Source organism: Leeuwenhoekiella blandensis MED217 (genome assembly GCF_000152985.1).
Taxonomy (GTDB): domain Bacteria; phylum Bacteroidota; class Bacteroidia; order Flavobacteriales; family Flavobacteriaceae; genus Leeuwenhoekiella; species Leeuwenhoekiella blandensis.
Genome location: NZ_CH672395.1, coordinates 879,011 through 894,393 on the forward strand (window position 1 = coordinate 879,011; position 15,383 = coordinate 894,393).

General features: G+C 40.4%; 15 protein-coding genes. 10 read left to right on the forward strand and 5 right to left on the reverse strand.

Going from position 1 to position 15,383, the window contains the following annotated elements; genetic code table 11:
• Positions 1-43: 43 nt before the first annotated feature.
• Complete coding sequence (locus tag MED217_RS03770) at positions 44-550, reverse strand: GbsR/MarR family transcriptional regulator (RefSeq protein WP_009779150.1); 507 nt, start codon at positions 548-550, stop codon at positions 44-46.
• A gap of 176 nt (positions 551-726) precedes the next feature.
• Here MED217_RS03770 and MED217_RS03775 point away from each other — a divergent pair, with 176 nt between their 5' ends.
• Positions 727-1,953 carry a glycosyltransferase family 4 protein gene (locus tag MED217_RS03775; RefSeq protein WP_009779151.1) on the forward strand — a complete coding sequence of 409 codons (1,227 nt, stop codon included), beginning with the start codon at positions 727-729 and terminating at the stop codon, positions 1,951-1,953.
• 34 nt (positions 1,954-1,987) lie between these two features.
• Here the strand turns inward: MED217_RS03775 and MED217_RS03780 are convergent, their stop codons facing one another.
• The 3 genes from MED217_RS03780 to MED217_RS03790 all read right to left on the reverse strand — a co-directional run bounded on the left by MED217_RS03780 (position 1,988) and on the right by MED217_RS03790 (position 5,976).
• The gene (locus MED217_RS03780; protein WP_009779152.1) at positions 1,988-4,018 is read right to left on the reverse strand and encodes a M3 family metallopeptidase; all 2,031 of its coding nucleotides are present in this window, start codon (positions 4,016-4,018) and stop codon (positions 1,988-1,990) included.
• 258 nt (positions 4,019-4,276) lie between these two features.
• Entirely contained in the window at positions 4,277-4,756 is a 480-nt protein-coding gene (purE, locus tag MED217_RS03785; protein WP_009779153.1) for a 5-(carboxyamino)imidazole ribonucleotide mutase, read from the reverse strand.
• Between the two features lie 62 nt (positions 4,757-4,818).
• On the reverse strand, positions 4,819-5,976 hold the full coding sequence (locus MED217_RS03790) for a 5-(carboxyamino)imidazole ribonucleotide synthase (protein ID WP_009779154.1): 1,158 nt from the start codon (positions 5,974-5,976) through the stop codon (positions 4,819-4,821).
• A gap of 208 nt (positions 5,977-6,184) precedes the next feature.
• On the opposite strand from MED217_RS03790, the gene MED217_RS18700 reads away from it, so the two are divergent.
• From MED217_RS18700 to MED217_RS03820, 6 genes are all read left to right on the forward strand, one after another.
• Positions 6,185-7,291: an adenylate kinase gene (locus MED217_RS18700; RefSeq protein ID WP_154648899.1), complete on the forward strand. Its 1,107-nt coding sequence runs from the start codon at positions 6,185-6,187 to the stop codon at positions 7,289-7,291.
• Positions 7,292-7,333: 42 nt separating this feature from the next.
• Positions 7,334-7,726, forward strand: coding sequence for a four helix bundle protein (locus MED217_RS03800; RefSeq protein WP_009779156.1), 393 nt, complete (start codon positions 7,334-7,336; stop codon positions 7,724-7,726).
• A 40-nt stretch (positions 7,727-7,766) separates the two neighbouring features.
• Complete coding sequence (gene obgE / locus MED217_RS03805) at positions 7,767-8,780, forward strand: GTPase ObgE (RefSeq protein WP_009779157.1); 1,014 nt, start codon at positions 7,767-7,769, stop codon at positions 8,778-8,780.
• Between the two features lie 68 nt (positions 8,781-8,848).
• Positions 8,849-9,370 (forward strand): DUF4136 domain-containing protein, encoded by a 522-nt coding sequence (locus MED217_RS03810; RefSeq protein ID WP_009779158.1) that lies wholly within the window; start codon positions 8,849-8,851, stop codon positions 9,368-9,370.
• Positions 9,371-9,438: 68 nt separating this feature from the next.
• Positions 9,439-10,398: a tetratricopeptide repeat protein gene (locus MED217_RS03815; protein WP_009779159.1), complete on the forward strand. Its 960-nt coding sequence runs from the start codon at positions 9,439-9,441 to the stop codon at positions 10,396-10,398.
• Between the two features lie 83 nt (positions 10,399-10,481).
• Entirely contained in the window at positions 10,482-11,834 is a 1,353-nt protein-coding gene (locus MED217_RS03820) for a UDP-N-acetylmuramate--L-alanine ligase (RefSeq protein ID WP_009779160.1), read from the forward strand.
• Here MED217_RS03820 and MED217_RS03825 read toward each other — a convergent pair.
• Complete coding sequence (locus tag MED217_RS03825; RefSeq protein WP_009779161.1) at positions 11,831-12,460, reverse strand: FMN-binding negative transcriptional regulator; 630 nt, start codon at positions 12,458-12,460, stop codon at positions 11,831-11,833. The genes MED217_RS03820 and MED217_RS03825 overlap by 4 nt on opposite strands.
• Positions 12,461-12,624: 164 nt before the next feature.
• Here MED217_RS03825 and radC point away from each other — a divergent pair, with 164 nt between their 5' ends.
• Genes radC through MED217_RS03840 form a run of 3 tightly spaced genes read left to right on the forward strand, consistent with a single transcriptional unit; the run spans position 12,625 to position 15,364 of the window.
• Positions 12,625-13,323: a RadC family protein gene (gene radC, locus MED217_RS03830; RefSeq protein WP_009779162.1), complete on the forward strand. Its 699-nt coding sequence runs from the start codon at positions 12,625-12,627 to the stop codon at positions 13,321-13,323.
• A gap of 51 nt (positions 13,324-13,374) precedes the next feature.
• Positions 13,375-14,679: a polysaccharide deacetylase family protein gene (locus MED217_RS03835; RefSeq protein ID WP_009779163.1), complete on the forward strand. Its 1,305-nt coding sequence runs from the start codon at positions 13,375-13,377 to the stop codon at positions 14,677-14,679.
• Positions 14,672-15,364 carry a YjjG family noncanonical pyrimidine nucleotidase gene (locus MED217_RS03840; protein WP_009779164.1) on the forward strand — a complete coding sequence of 231 codons (693 nt, stop codon included), beginning with the start codon at positions 14,672-14,674 and terminating at the stop codon, positions 15,362-15,364. The genes MED217_RS03835 and MED217_RS03840 overlap by 8 nt, the downstream gene beginning before the upstream one ends.
• Positions 15,365-15,383: the final 19 nt, after the last annotated feature.

The window sequence follows — 15,383 nt, forward strand, 5'->3', positions numbered from 1 at the left end:
TCTTCTCAGCCTGAATTTATTCCATAGAAACCAAAGCTTAGATCTAGGTCATCAGTTTCATGATGGTTTTAGTGATCCAATTTTCTTTTTGGTTAACGATTTTCTCCAGCATCGTATCTGCTTTGTTTACAAAATCGTGAAGCTCTTGCGTTTTCATTTTAAACTTTAAAGCTTCCGGACTTTCATCGGTTTCGTCAAAGTTTTTTACGCCTTCTAGAACGCGAAGTGCCGGTTTGATCTCCCGTTTGCTCCGTTCCACAGCAATCTTGCGGGCCAGGGAATCAACGTCCTGATCAGCTTTAAAATACTCCCGACGCTCACCGGGTTTGTACTCTTTATATACAATGCCCCAGTCAATAAGTCCGCGTAGGTTCATACTGGCATTACCACGAGAGATCTGCAACTCTTCCATCACATCTTCCATAGAAAGCGAATCTGGAGAGATCATTAATAATGCATGAATTTGCGCCATGGTTTTATTAATGCCCCATTGCGAACCTAATGCGCCCCAGGTTTGTAAAAATTGTGCTTTTGCTTCGTTGAATTCCATACTCAAATATAATTAAATATTTTAAAGTTTCAGTAATTATTGAAACTTATTTACTGGTACCGCCAATAGGTATAATTTTTAAAGACTTGATTCGAAATTGAAAACCAGTTTCTAACTATTTCTTCAAGGACTTGCAGTGAGGTTGTTTACTGCTTTAGTAAAACTATCTTTGCGCTATGAACGCATTAATTATAGGTAATGTTTGGCCGGAGCCGGTTTCGTCTGCGGCGGGAACGCGCATTATGCAACTGCTGGGAAGCTTGCAAGCCCAGGGGTATGCTGTGAGTTTTGCTTGTGCCGCAGGTAAAACGCCCTACGCTGAAGACTTGAAGGCGCTAGGTGTACAAACGCACAATATTCAATTGAACAACGCTTCATTTGATGTCTTTATCAAAGAACTCAATCCCGATCTGGTGTTGTTTGACAAGTTCGTGATCGAAGAGCAATTCGGTTGGCGGGTAAAAGAGCAGTGTCCGGGTGCGCTACGTGTTTTAGAAACGATTGACTTGCACGGCTTGAGAAAGGGGAGAGAGGCTGCTCTAAAAGCGAATGAAGCCTTTTCTGAAAGGCATTTGCATACCGATTACGCAAAGCGCGAGCTCGCCAGTATCTATCGTTGCGATCTCTCCTTAATTATTTCGGAAGCTGAAATGCAGTTGCTGCAGGAGTTTTTTAAAGTGCCCGATTCGCAATTGTTGTACTTGCCGTTTATGGTTGCACCAATTACCTCGGAAGAGCAGCAGGCTTGGAAATCTTTTGAGACGCGGAAGCATTTTGTGACGATCGGGAATTTTAGACACGAACCCAATTGGCTTTCGGTGCGGTATTTAAAAACGGAAATCTGGCCGCTCATTCGTAAGCAGTTACCGGATGCCGAAATGCGTGTTTACGGTTCGTATCCCGCAGAAAAGCATACGCAGTTGCATAATCCTAAAGAGCATTTTTATGTTTTGGGCAGAGCCGAAAGCGCGCACGAAGTTATAGAAGAAGCTCGGGTATTACTCGCACCTTTACTCACAGGAGCAGGTTTAAAAGGAAAATTACTGGACGCCATGCAATGCGGAACGCCGGCAGTAACGACAAGCGTCGGTGCAGAAGGAATGCACGGCGAACTAGACTTCAACGGAAGCGTGGTCGATGATCCTAAAGCCTTTGCAGAAGCTGCAATCGCATTATATAAGGACAAGAATAAATTTGCAGAAGCGCAAGCCAATGGGGCAATCATTGTAAATCAACGCTTTTCTAAAGAAGAATGGAATTCTGTTTTCAAAAAGCGGCTGAGTGATTTACAAGACAATCTGGAAACCCATCGCCTTTCAAATTTTACAGGCGCAATGCTTTGGCATCAATCGCTTCAAGCTTCTAAGTTTATGAGTAAATGGATCGAGGAAAAGAATAAATAAAAAAGCCTCATCAAGTGATGAGGCTTAGGCTTTTCTATTTAATCAATCCGGCTCTTTTTAAAAGTGCTTCAGGATTAGGTTCTTTTCCGCGGAAGCGCTTGTATAAAACCATAGGATCTTCGGTGCCTCCTTGAGAGAGTACGTGATCTTTAAATTTCTGCGCGACTTCAGCATTAAAAATACCGTTTTCTTTAAAGTATGCAAAAGCATCAGCATCCAAGACTTCTGCCCATTTGTACGAATAGTATCCGCTAGAATATCCACCTTGAAAAATATGCGAGAATGAAACACTCATACAGTTCTCGGCAACATCCGGGTAGAGTTTGGTGTTTTCAAAAGCAGCTTTTTCGTGCGCTTTTACATCGGTTATTCCGCTAGGGTCTGCACCGTGCCAAGACATATCCAAAATACCAAAACTCAACTGGCGCAGCGTTTGCATCCCTTCTTGAAAGTTGGCTGCTTTTTTGATCTTATCGATCAATACCATCGGGATGGTTTCTCCGGTCTCGTAATGCTTGGCAAATAATTCTAAAGCCTCAGGCTCGTAACACCAGTTCTCTAAAACCTGACTTGGTAATTCAACAAAATCCCAATATACAGATGGCCCAGACAGGCTAGGATAGGTGGTGTTTGCTAACATTCCGTGAAGTCCATGGCCAAACTCGTGAAACAGTGTAGTCACCTCGTTAAAAGTTAATAAAGACGGTTTTGAAGCCGTCGGTTTTGTAAAGTTGCACACATTAGAAACGTGTGGTCGCTCATTCACTCCATCTTTTTTAAACTGACCTTTGTATTGCGTCATCCAAGCTCCTGCACGTTTCCCGGCACGCGGATGAAAATCAGCATAAAAAATGGCGATAAAATTATCCTTGTCATCAAAAACCTGATACGTCTTTACGTCTTTGTGATATTTTGGAATGTCTTGTACTTCAACAAAACGAAGCTTGTATAATTTCTGAGCAATAGTGAAGACGCCGTTAATAACATTCTCTAATTTAAAGTAGGGCTTCAGTTGCTCATCATCCAATTCAAAAAGCTCTTGCTTCAGTTTTTCAGAATAAAAAGCGCTGTCCCATTTTTGTAATTCTTCGATGCCATCGCGTTTCTTAGCGAAGTTGGCAAGTTGTGTAAATTCGCGTTCAGCCGCAGGTTTAGCTTTCTCCAGTAGATCTTGTAAGAAACGTTCTACATTCTCAGGGCTTTTAGCCATACGCTCTTCGAGAACAAAATGCGCATGGGTTTTATAGCCTAAAAGATTAGCGCGTTCCTGACGCAGATTCACGATTTTAAGAACATTCTCCTGATTGTCTAGTTCGTCATTATGAAAACCTTTTGCCCCGAAGGCTATCGCCATTTTTTTACGCAATTCACGGTTTTCAGCATATTTCATAAACGGAATGTAGCTAGGATATTCAAGTGTAAACACCCAGCCTTCTTTCCCTTTTTCCTCAGCGGTTTGTGCTGCAGCTTCTTTGGTGCTTTCCGGTAATCCGGCAAGGTCTGCTTCATCAGTAAGATGCAACTCAAACTTGTTTGTTTCGGCTAAAACATTTTCGCCAAATGTTAGCGAAAGCTTGGACAATTCGGTATCGATCTCACGTAAACGTGCTTTTTTGTCTTCAGCTAAATTAGCACCGTTGCGAGAAAAACCTTTATAGCGTTTATCTAATAACACTTCCTCTTCTCTGGTAAGATCAAGAGACTCGCGTGAATCGTAAACATTTTTAACGCGTTTAAACAAAGCTTCGTTAAGCGTAATGTCATTAGAAAACTCTGATAATAGCGGAGAAACCTCTTGGGCCGTTTTCTGAATCGTCTCGTTGGTTTCGGCACTATTCAAGTTAAAAAAGATGCTGGTTACCCGGTCTAATTGGTAACCTGCATAATCCAGCGCGGCAATGGTATTCTCAAAAGTTGCGGGTTCTGGATTGTTAGTTATTAGATCTATTTCTTGTCTTGCCTGAGCGATAGCTGCTTCAATCGCAGGCTTATAGTCTTCATTTTGTATCGCATCAAAAGGTGCGATATCAAAATTTTGCAGCAATATATTTTCTGAATCTTTCAATTTTCTCTAGATTTTTTTGAATTAAATGTATTTTAGCTAGTATTATGATATCTTTGACGATAATTTTCTTTACTTTAAAGTAAATTTGTTACTCCAAAAATACTAGCACAGATATGTAGCAAGGGTTTGATTAATAATATTTAGAATGGTTAATAAATACTTTAATTTACCTTATACATTTCTCGAGAGCCGTTTTTAACGGCTCTCTTTTTTTGCACGGCTAAAAGGTTGAAGAATAAAGGCTTGCCTAAAAGTCCTTTACTTTTTGATCGAGGCAGCGCCTTTGATCACTTTTTCTTTGAGTCCGTTTTTGAAGGCAATGATATTCTCACGAATCTTTACATCTGAAGCTCCAAGAATTTGAGCAGCCAGTATTCCTGCATTTTGAGCGCCGTCAAGGGCTACCGTTGCCACAGGAACACCTCCCGGCATTTGTAGAATAGAAAGCACAGAATCCCACCCGTCTATCGAATTACGGGATTTTACGGGTACGCCAATTACGGGTAGCGGAGATAATGAAGCGATCATTCCCGGTAAATGTGCTGCACCACCAGCACCGGCGATAATCACCTGAATACCGCGCTCATGCGCGTTTTTACCATAGTCAAACAATTTATCTGGAGTGCGGTGTGCCGAAACGATATCAACTTCAGTTTTGATTCCCAGTTGTTCAAGAACATCTATCGCTGCTTGCATCACCGGCATATCGCTGGTGCTTCCCATGATTATTCCTACCATAATTGTTTTTTTAGTACGCTAAGTGCGTTTTGAATTGAATTTATTTTGTTGAAGTTCAGAAATTATTTGGTGATCACGCGAATAGCATTTTTAACTTGTTCGGCAATTTTGCGCGCTTCACTCAAGTCGCTGTTCACGATCGTCACGTGGCCCATCTTTCTAAAAGGTCTGGTCTCGCGTTTTCCATAAATATGCGGAGTAACGCCTTTAAGCGCCATAATATCTTCGATCTTCTCGTAGTACACGTCGCCGGTGTAACCTTCTGCTCCCACAAGATTTACCATCACAGCTCCTATTTTACTTTCGGTTTCTCCTAACGGAAGGTTTAAAATCGCGCGTAAATGCTGCTCAAACTGATTGGTATAACTTCCTTCGATGCTATAATGACCGCTGTTGTGCGGGCGCGGAGCAACTTCGTTTACTAAAATCTCATCATCTTGAGTCTGAAACATTTCTACAGCTAGCAATCCCACGTGTTCAAACGCTTCAGAAACCTGAGTGGCAACTTCACGCACTTTTTTTGCGACTTCATCATCAATGCGGCCCGGGCAGATCACATACTCGACCTGATTGGCCTCTGGATGAAATTCCATTTCTACGACAGGATATGTTTTTACTTCACCTTTTGGGGATCGTACCACGATTACAGCCAACTCATTCTTAAACGGAATCATTTGCTCTGCGATGCACGGCGTGTCTGTAAGTTTCTCGAGATCTTCCTGAGAGCGAACGACCTGAACCCCTTTGCCGTCATAGCCGCCTTGCGTGCTTTTCCACACAAATGGAAAGCTGTTTTGATTAGCGGTAAGCGCAAGTTTAAGATCATCGAGCGTTGGATATTTTTTATAGGGTGCCGTCGGAATATTTTTTTCGGTATAAAAATCCTTTTGAATTCCTTTATCCTGAATTTTTCGCAAGGTTTGCGGACTAGGATAAACGGCGATTCCCTCGTTTTCCAGTTTTTCTAAAGCGTCAACATTTACGGCTTCGATCTCAAAAGTCACTACATCTGCCTGCTTTCCGAAGTTGTAAACGGTATCAAAATCCATCAAGTCTCCTTGTTGAAAATAATTGGCTGCTAAGCGAGAAGGCGCTTCCGGATTAGGATCTAAAACCAGCGTTTGGATATCAAATTTACGGGTCTCATAAAGTAGCATTTTACCCAATTGACCACCGCCAAGAATAGCGAGTTTAAAATCTGAAGAAAAATATGAGGTCATTAATTCTATGTCTTTATACGATAAAAAATTAGTCTTGCAAAAGTAACTTATTACCTATAGAAAGTCGAATTGCGTCGGCAAATACTTCGGTTTAAAAAGCTCAAAAAAAGAATTAAAGCGGGTTTAGTGTAATTCAATGTTGGTCAACCCAATATTCATCTACAATATGTATATTTGGCATCTAGCTAGAACCACAGCCAAACTAACCATGATCACGTTAAACGGACTTCAGTTTCAGGAGTATATTTCAGAGGCTACATTGCTTAAGGCGATTGATGAGGTTGCCGCTCAAATCAATAGTGATTTTAAAGGGAAAGAGCCCGTTTTTTTAGTCGTGCTCAACGGTGCTTATAAGTTTGCGACAGAGCTTTTAAGCAGGTTTGAAGGCGATTGCGAGATCGAGTTTATTAAAATGAGTTCTTATGATGGGACCTCAAGCACAGGGCAGGTTCAAACGCATATTCCTTTAGAGGCAGATCTTGAAGAACGCGAGGTCGTGATTGTTGAAGATATTGTAGATAGCGGTAACACTATTGAAAAAATAACGCAAATGATGGTACAGGCCGGCGTAAACAAATACCGTATTGCAAGTTTGTTTTACAAGCCCGAAGCCTATACCAAAGAATATAAAATACACTATGTTGGCCTAGAAATTCCTAATGATTTTATTGTAGGATATGGTCTTGATTACAACGGTTTGGGGCGTAACCTCAATGCTATTTATAAACTAAAAACCACAAAAATGACAAATTTGGTATTGTTTGGCCCTCCTGGAGCAGGTAAGGGTACACAAGCCTCTTTTTTAAAGGAAAAATACAATCTGGTTCATATTTCTACCGGAGATGTTTTTAGATACAACATTAAAAACGCTACAGAGCTGGGAACCTTGGCAAAATCATATATTGATAAAGGACAATTGGTTCCAGATTCGGTAACCATAGATATGTTGAGTGCAACAGTAGATGAAACTCCAGATGCCAATGGGTTTATTTTTGATGGTTTTCCTAGAACAACAGCACAAGCTGAAGCTTTAGATAAACTTCTTGCTGAAAAGGGAACTGAAGTTTCTGCAATGATCGCGCTAGAAGTTGATGACGAGATTTTAGTAAAACGTCTTTTGGAACGCGGAAAAACTTCAGGAAGAAAGGACGACGCAGATGAGACTGTAATTCGCAACCGAATCAAAGTGTATTATGATGAGACGGCGATTTTAAAAGGCTACTATCAAAAACAGGATAAGTATTTTGGTGTAGACGGTGTAGGCGAAATAAACGAAATCACAACACGCTTAAGCAGCGTTATAGATAAGCTTTAAACAGTTTAGGGTTTCGCGTTTGCAGTTTAAAAGCAGGGAAGTTTGGCGACAGTTGAAAAATTCGAAGATCTTGAAGTTTGGCAATTATCTCGGGATTTATGTCAAAAGATAGAGGCTTTAATTGCTTCAGATGAATTATCAAGACGTTACGCGCTAAAGGATCAGATAGATAGAAGCTCCGGTTCAATTATGGATAACATTGCTGAAGGCTTTGGGAGATCGGGAAGTTTAGAATTTAGAAATTTTTTAGGCTATGCTAAAGGCTCTTGCTCTGAGTTAAAATCACAAATTTATCGGTTGTACGATAAGCAGTTAATACTACAGAAAGATTACGAGGATTTAATAGAACAATGCGACCATATTAACGCAAAACCAGGCTCTTTCATTAAATATTTAAGCTCAACAAAATACAGAGGAACTAAATTCAAATGTTAGTTTCAAAACAGAAAACAATAAACAGAAAACAGAACAGAAGATGACCGAAGGAAATTTTGTTGATTATGTAAAAATGCACGTAACCTCAGGAAAAGGAGGTGCAGGCTCTGCGCATTTGCGACGAGAAAAGTTTGTGGCAAAAGGTGGGCCTGATGGAGGTGATGGTGGTCGTGGCGGTCATATAATCGCGCGTGCCAATCCAAATCTATGGACCTTACTTCACCTCAAGTTTAAGAGACATCTTAAGGCAGGTCACGGTGCCAATGGTGGAAAGCAAACCAGTACCGGAGCTGATGGTGAAGATGTGTATATCGAAGTGCCTTTGGGGACTGTGATACGCGATACAGAAACACAAGAAGTTTTAAAAGAGATCACCGAAGAAGGGCAAGAATATATCATCGCGGAAGGTGGTATGGGCGGACTAGGAAACTCGCACTTTAAAACAGCGACCAATCAGACGCCGCGCTATGCACAACCCGGTATAGACGGGCAAGAAGTTGATGTAACTTTGGAGTTGAAGGTGCTTGCAGACGTTGGTCTTGTAGGTTTTCCTAATGCAGGTAAGTCTACTTTACTCTCTGTAATTACAGCAGCAAAACCCAAAATAGCAAATTACGAGTTTACTACCTTGAAGCCTAATTTAGGAATTGTTCAGTATCGGGATTTTCAGACTTTTGTGATTGCAGATATTCCGGGGATCATTGAGGGCGCAGCAGAAGGAAAAGGATTAGGATATCGCTTTCTTCGGCATATCGAGCGTAATTCTACCTTGCTTTTTATGATTCCGGCAGATGCACCAGATATCGCCGAGCAATACCAGATATTATTGCACGAATTAGAAAAATACAATCCGGAGCTTTTAGATAAAGATCGGTTGATCGCGATCACAAAAAGCGATATGCTGGATGCTGAATTAAAGGCAGAACTTAAAGCAGAGTTAGATAAGAATTTGCCTATAGAATATATGTTTATTTCTTCGGTAGCACAGCAAGGACTTACGCAGCTTAAGGACCGTTTGTGGGCCATGCTTAACCGTCCCGCTGTAGAAGAATAGCTCGGGTTTTAGGATTTTATTGACTAGAAGGATGCTTCATTTTGTCTATTTTTAAAAGAAAAGACAAGATGAAGCATTTTTTAATTTTACTGAGCATAATTACTTTCATTTCGTGCGGTTCTACCAAAGTTGCCTATGATTATGACGAGCAAATCGATTTTGCGCAGTACAAGACCTACAATTTTATGAACGATATGGATAGCGGTTTGAGTCAGCTCGATTTAAATCGCCTTCTGGATGCTACTGAGGCCGTGCTGCAGTCTAAAGGATTTACCAAGTCTGAAACTCCTGATTTGCTTATAAACATCATTGCAGATCAGTATGAAGATGTTCAGCGCAATTCGGTAGGAGTAGGTATTGGTGGCGGAAGTTATGGTGGCGGCGTAAGCGTTGGAGCGGGTTTTCCACTTGGAGGAAACAAAAATCATCAGACTATAACTCTTGATCTTGTTGATGCTCAAAGAGATATTCTGGTCTGGCAAGCAGTAAGCGATAGTAATATTGCTGTAAATACCAATCCGCAGGACCGAGTGAGTTATTTTACCAAAATTGCAAATAAGATTTTTGAAGAATTTCCACCAGAGGAATAATTGGACGGTTCAAAATTACTACATAGAATGGCGTGCTTTTTGTTTAGTTTTGATACAAACAACCATTTATGCATTTGAAATTCTTATTTGCACTATTTATTTCGGCTTCTGTATTTGCTCAGGATGCAGCATATCAAAAAGCCGAAGCCTATTTCAAAGCTGAAAAGTTTGCACTCGCAAAACCTATTTTCTCTAAATATCTGGATGCTAATCCTAAACACGCTAAAACCCGGGAATATCTTGGTGATATTGCGGCCTATGCAAAAGATTGGGATACTGCCATTACCTATTACGAACCTTTAGTAGAAGAAACCCCGTCAAGTGCTAATTACCATTTTAAATATGGTGGCGCGTTAGGGATGAAAGCCCTTGAGATTAGTAAATTGCGCGCCTTGACCTATATCGATGATATCAAGGAACATTTTACCAGAGCTGCCGAGTTAGATCCTAAGCATATTGAAACGCGCTGGGCACTTGTAGAGCTATATCTTCAGCTTCCCGGGATTATAGGCGGAAGTACAAAAAAAGCCAAAGCTTATGCGATGGAGTTACAGGATATTTCACCGGTAGACGGTTATCTCGCGCGAGGTTACGTCGCAGAACATGAGGATGAGATGGATGAAGCCGAAACCTTGTACAAAAAAGCTATTGAGGTTGGTGGTTCGCCCACAACCTATGAGAAACTTACCAATTTGTATGAAAAGAAAAATCAGCCTAAAAAAGCCATAGACAATGCAGCTTCAAGTTTAAAATTGCACAAACGCAATCAAATCAATTATCAAATCGGAAAAATTGCAGCCGAATTTGATATGGAGCCTGAGTTGGGTTTAGCCAGTTTAAAGCAATACATCGAGAATCATTCAGTCAAAGATGGTGTTCCGGTGCGATGGGCGCATTTTAGAATGGCTCAGATTTATAGAAATAAGGGAGATAAAGCAAGCGCAACACACTACATCAATTTAGCACTCGCCGATGAACCCGATTTTGAGCAGGCTTTAGAAGAAAAGAAACGCATTCAGGAATTATAGGATTAGAATACGGTATTATTTCGTTTTCTGAAACTGTGATTTCTTAACTTGCAGCATCTATTTTAAAGATTCTACACAGGACTATGCGAGTACATTTTATAGCGATTGGAGGAAGTGCGATGCACAATTTGGCTTTAGCCTTACATCATAAAGGATACGAAGTAAGCGGAAGCGATGACGCGATTTTTGAACCTTCTAAATCTCGATTGGCTAAATATGATTTACTGCCGCCAGAACTCGGCTGGTTTCCAGAAAAAATCGATACGCAATTGGATGCTGTAATCCTTGGGATGCACGCAAAGCCTGATAATGCAGAACTTTTAAAAGCACAAGAACTCGGACTTAAAATTTACAGCTACCCCGAATTTCTCTATGAGCAATCTAAAGAGAAAACGCGTGTGGTGATAGGAGGTTCGCACGGGAAAACTACAATTACCTCAATGATCTTGCACGTGTTGCATTATCACGATCGTGAGGTAGATTTTATGGTTGGGGCACAGTTGCCCGGTTTCGAGACTATGGTGCATCTCACCGAGGAAAATGATTTTATCTTACTTGAAGGTGACGAGTACTTATCCTCTCCTATAGATCGTCGTCCTAAATTTCATTTGTACAAACCCAATATCGCTTTGATCAGTGGGATCGCCTGGGATCACGTTAATGTGTTTCCTACTTATGAAAACTACGTAGAACAGTTTGAGATCTTTGCTGATTCTATTTCGCGAGGCGGAATTCTGGTTTACAATGAAGAAGATGCTGAGGTTAAACGCATCGCCGAAGCTGCTACGGCTCCCACGCGTAAACACGCTTATTCCACTCCAGAGTACAGTATTGAAGATGGAGAAACCTTATTAGAAACACCTGAAGGTCCTATGCCAATCTCGGTATTTGGCAAGCATAACCTGAGTAATCTGGCAGGCGCAAAATGGATTTGTCAGCATATGGGAATCGATGAAGATGATTTTTATGAAGCAATTGCAAGCTTTGAAGGTGCGGCAAAACGCTTAGAAAAAATAGGAGAAACAGCGAGTAATATTGCTTTTAAAGATTTTGCACATTCCCCTAGTAAAGTGGCTGCAACGACAAAAGCGGTGAAAAATCAATTTCCTGACCGAAAGCTTTTTGCTTGTTTAGAATTACATACATACAGCAGCTTAAATGCTGAATTTATAAAAGGCTATAAAGGAGCTCTGGATGCTGCCGAAGAAGCTGTTGTCTTTTATTCTCCGGAAGCGGTTGCGGTAAAACAATTAGAGGTTATTAGTAAAGAACAGATTGAAGTTGCTTTTGACCGTGACGATCTCATCATCTTCACAGATGCAGAAGCGTTTAAAACTTATCTGAAGCAACAGCAATTTGACAATGCCGTGTTACTCCTTATGAGTAGTGGTAATTATGGCGGTCTGGATTTTGATACCGTTCAAGAATTGCTCTAGTTCTTTTTGGTGACGTGTGAACTGTAGATCTTTTCGAGATACGAAGGCATTACTTGGCTGTAATTTTGAAGTAGTGCTTCTTTCGCTTGTATTTGGTCTTTCTTGTTTTTGTCTTGAGAAAGCTTGAATTTTCCTTCCCATGCGGTGATTTTTAATTCAAAACCGGTGACATAATTAACAAAAGCTTCCATTCTAGAATTCTCTTTTTCCAGAACATAGCGCTGCGCATCACCTTCAAGAAACGAGGTTAATTCGACCATAGCGTCTTTTAATTCTTCAGCATTTAAAATTTTAGAAACTTCTACTTCAAGGTGTAGTTTGATGTAATTCCACGTGGGTAATTGCGTAGTCGTATAAATGCTTGGCGAAATATAGGTGTCTGGCCCATTAAAGAGCACTGTAGCTTTGGCTCCTAACTGTAACTGTTGGAGTTGCGGGTTGTTGTTGTCTATATGGCCTACGAGTTTGCCCAAATGATCATCTTCTTTATAATCTAATGGAAGGTGAGTGATTACGGGTAAACCTTCAGAAACTGTTATAAGTGTCGCAAGCGGAAACGTTTTTAACGTTTCTACGATGTTGGCGTATTCAGCTTCTTGATGATTTGCCGGTGGATACTTACTCATATGTCTTTTTTTAATTTAAATAGCTTCCGAATCTATAAGGTTTTGAAAATTAGATTTTTACTGAATATTTTATTCTCTAAACCTGAAATTCTAAAAATACATTTTTTAAATTTAGACTGCGCGAGCTGCCCCTATGATTCACTAATTATTTCAGCCCAACTGATATGCAGCAAAACTCAGAGAATTTTTCGATAAAAAAGTGGTCGCTTGATGATCGACCCCGGGAGAAGTTATTACATAAAGGAAAAGATGCACTAAGTGACGCAGAGCTTGTAGCCATTTTAATTGGCTCCGGCAGCCGAAACGAAAGTGCGGTAGCCTTAAGTAAGCGCATTCTGGCCTCGGTAGATCATAATTTGAACGCATTGGGAAAACTTAGCGTTGGACAGTTGATGAAATTTAAAGGCATAGGCGAGGCCAAAGCTGTGAGTATTGCAGCCGCAACCGAGTTGGGGCGTCGCAGACAATCAGATAAAGCCGAAGAGCCAACAAAAATTACCGGAAGCAACGCGGTTTTTAGATTGCTTCAGCCTATTTTAGGTGAATTGCCGCATGAAGAGTTTTGGATTCTTTATTTAAACAATTCCAACAAAGTCTTACATAAGCATCAATTGAGCAAAGGCGGTATGACCGGTACGCTGGTCGATGTGCGTTTGGTGCTCAAACTTGCACTAGAGCGCGGAGCGGTTTCTCTTATTTTGGCGCATAATCATCCATCGGGAGGGTTACGACCAAGTCAGGCAGATAAAGACATAACCACAAAACTTAAAGTTGCTGCCGCCAGTCTCGACATAAAGGTGCTTGATCATCTTATTATTACCGAAAACTCCTATTTTAGCTTTGCTGATGAAGGTTTGCTGTAATTCCTTCCGCTTTAATTAAAAATTACGGAAATTGCCGGTATAAAATTGCATATGCTCCTTATCTACACGCACAAGATCACCCCAAGACTGCGATATACCTTCAAGCATATCTGTACCAATATTTTGGGGGTTCCTGTTAAGTTTACAACTGCGGTTGATGAATTCATTGTGCACGATAGTTTGAAGCTGTCGTATACCAATAAACCTCTGGGTAAGGAATTGCATATCAAAAGTCAGGAGCTGCTTTTTGAGCAAGGAATAAGTGATATTGAGATTAAAGTACAAGATTGGCGCGAGTCCAAGTGCTTTTTTGTCACGGGTACCAAGAGCGCATTGCCTTATGATATTTTTGCGGCAGCTTTTGTATTGTTGAGTAGGTATGAAGAGTTTTTACCTCACGTGAAGGATGAGCAAGGAAGATTCCCCGCAACAGAGAGTTTGGGATATCAAGAAGAATTTTTGACCCAACCTGTTATTGATGTTTGGGCCTATTATTTTAAAGAGGTGCTCCAGGAGAAATATCCTGACTATAATTTTGAACACCGAAAGTTCTCATTTCAAGCCTTGGTTGATGTCGAACAAGCTTATGAAATGTATGGCATAGGAATTATGCGTTGGGTTACCAATTTTCTTGGTGATTTGGTGAAGTTGCAGTTCAGTAAAATTTTATTGCGATTACAGGTAAGTCTGGGCTTGCGAAAAGACCCCTACGATACATTCAGCTGGTTGATCAATGTGCAAAAAAATGCCAAGTTCAAGTTTGTCTTTTTCTTTATGGTAGGCAATTACTCGACCTACACGCGTAACATTAGATTCAATAAAAAGAATTTTAGAGAGCTTATTAAAATGGTAGGAGATTACAGCGAGATTGGACTTCTGCTATCTAAAGAGGCTTTGTTGAGTAAAAGGCAGATGAAATTAGAAAAGCGGCGTATTGAAGGCATCAATAATAAGCAGCTTAGCGCAGTGCGCTGCAGTAAGTATATGCAAAGCTTGCCCGAGCATTACCGCGAGATGATACAGTTTGAAATGAAAAACGATTACTCGATGGGATATCCTGAATATTTAGGATTTAGAGCGGGTACGTGTACGCCTTTTAATTTTTATGATCTGGATTATGAAACCATAACGCCCTTGCTTATTCATCCTATTTGTGCGCAAGCTTCGGCTTTTGAAACAAGCGCTTCAGATGAGAAAGAGCTCAATCACGAGTTAGATACTTTCTTTGAGATGAAGGAGGCTGTAGAACGTGTAAACGGAAATTTTGTGTTTAGTTTCCGGAATAAATCGGTAACCGGAAAAGGACAGGATCAGGGGCAATGGAAACAATTTTTTAGAGAATTGGTAAATGACTAAGTTAAAGAATATTCAACACGTTTTTTTTGATCTGGATCACACCCTTTGGGATTTTGACCGAAATTCTAAGTTGGCTTTTGAAGATATTTTTAAGAAAAACAATATAAGCGTTGCCATTGATGATTTTCTTGAGGTGTATGTTCCCATTAATTTTCAGTATTGGAAGTATTATCGTGAGTCTCGTATTACCAAAGAACAGTTGCGTTACGGCCGGTTAAAAAACAGTTTTAAAGAGCTGGGGGTTGCTATAGATGATTTTTTGATAGACCGTTTGTCTGTAGATTATATAGATCATTTGCCTAATCATAACCATTTGTTTGAGGGAGCAATAGCCCAGCTAAGCAATCTTCACAAAAAATACGAGTTGCACATCATCACAAACGGATTTCAGGAGGTTCAATCTTTAAAACTTCAAAATTCTAAAATCGATCATTTTTTCAAAACGATAACCAGCAGTGAGTCGGTAGGAGTAAAAAAGCCTGACGCACGTATTTTTAAGCATGCTTTAGAACTGGCAGCTGCAGATCCTAAAAAAAGTGTGATGATAGGAGATAATTATGAGGCAGATATTCTGGGAGCTCAAAATATGGGTTTACATACGATTTGTTTTAACTATCATAAAGCCAAATTGCCAGAGTCGCTTGTCGCAATAGATGATTTAACAGAAATAAGCAATTTCTTATAAACTATTGCTCGGTTTTTTG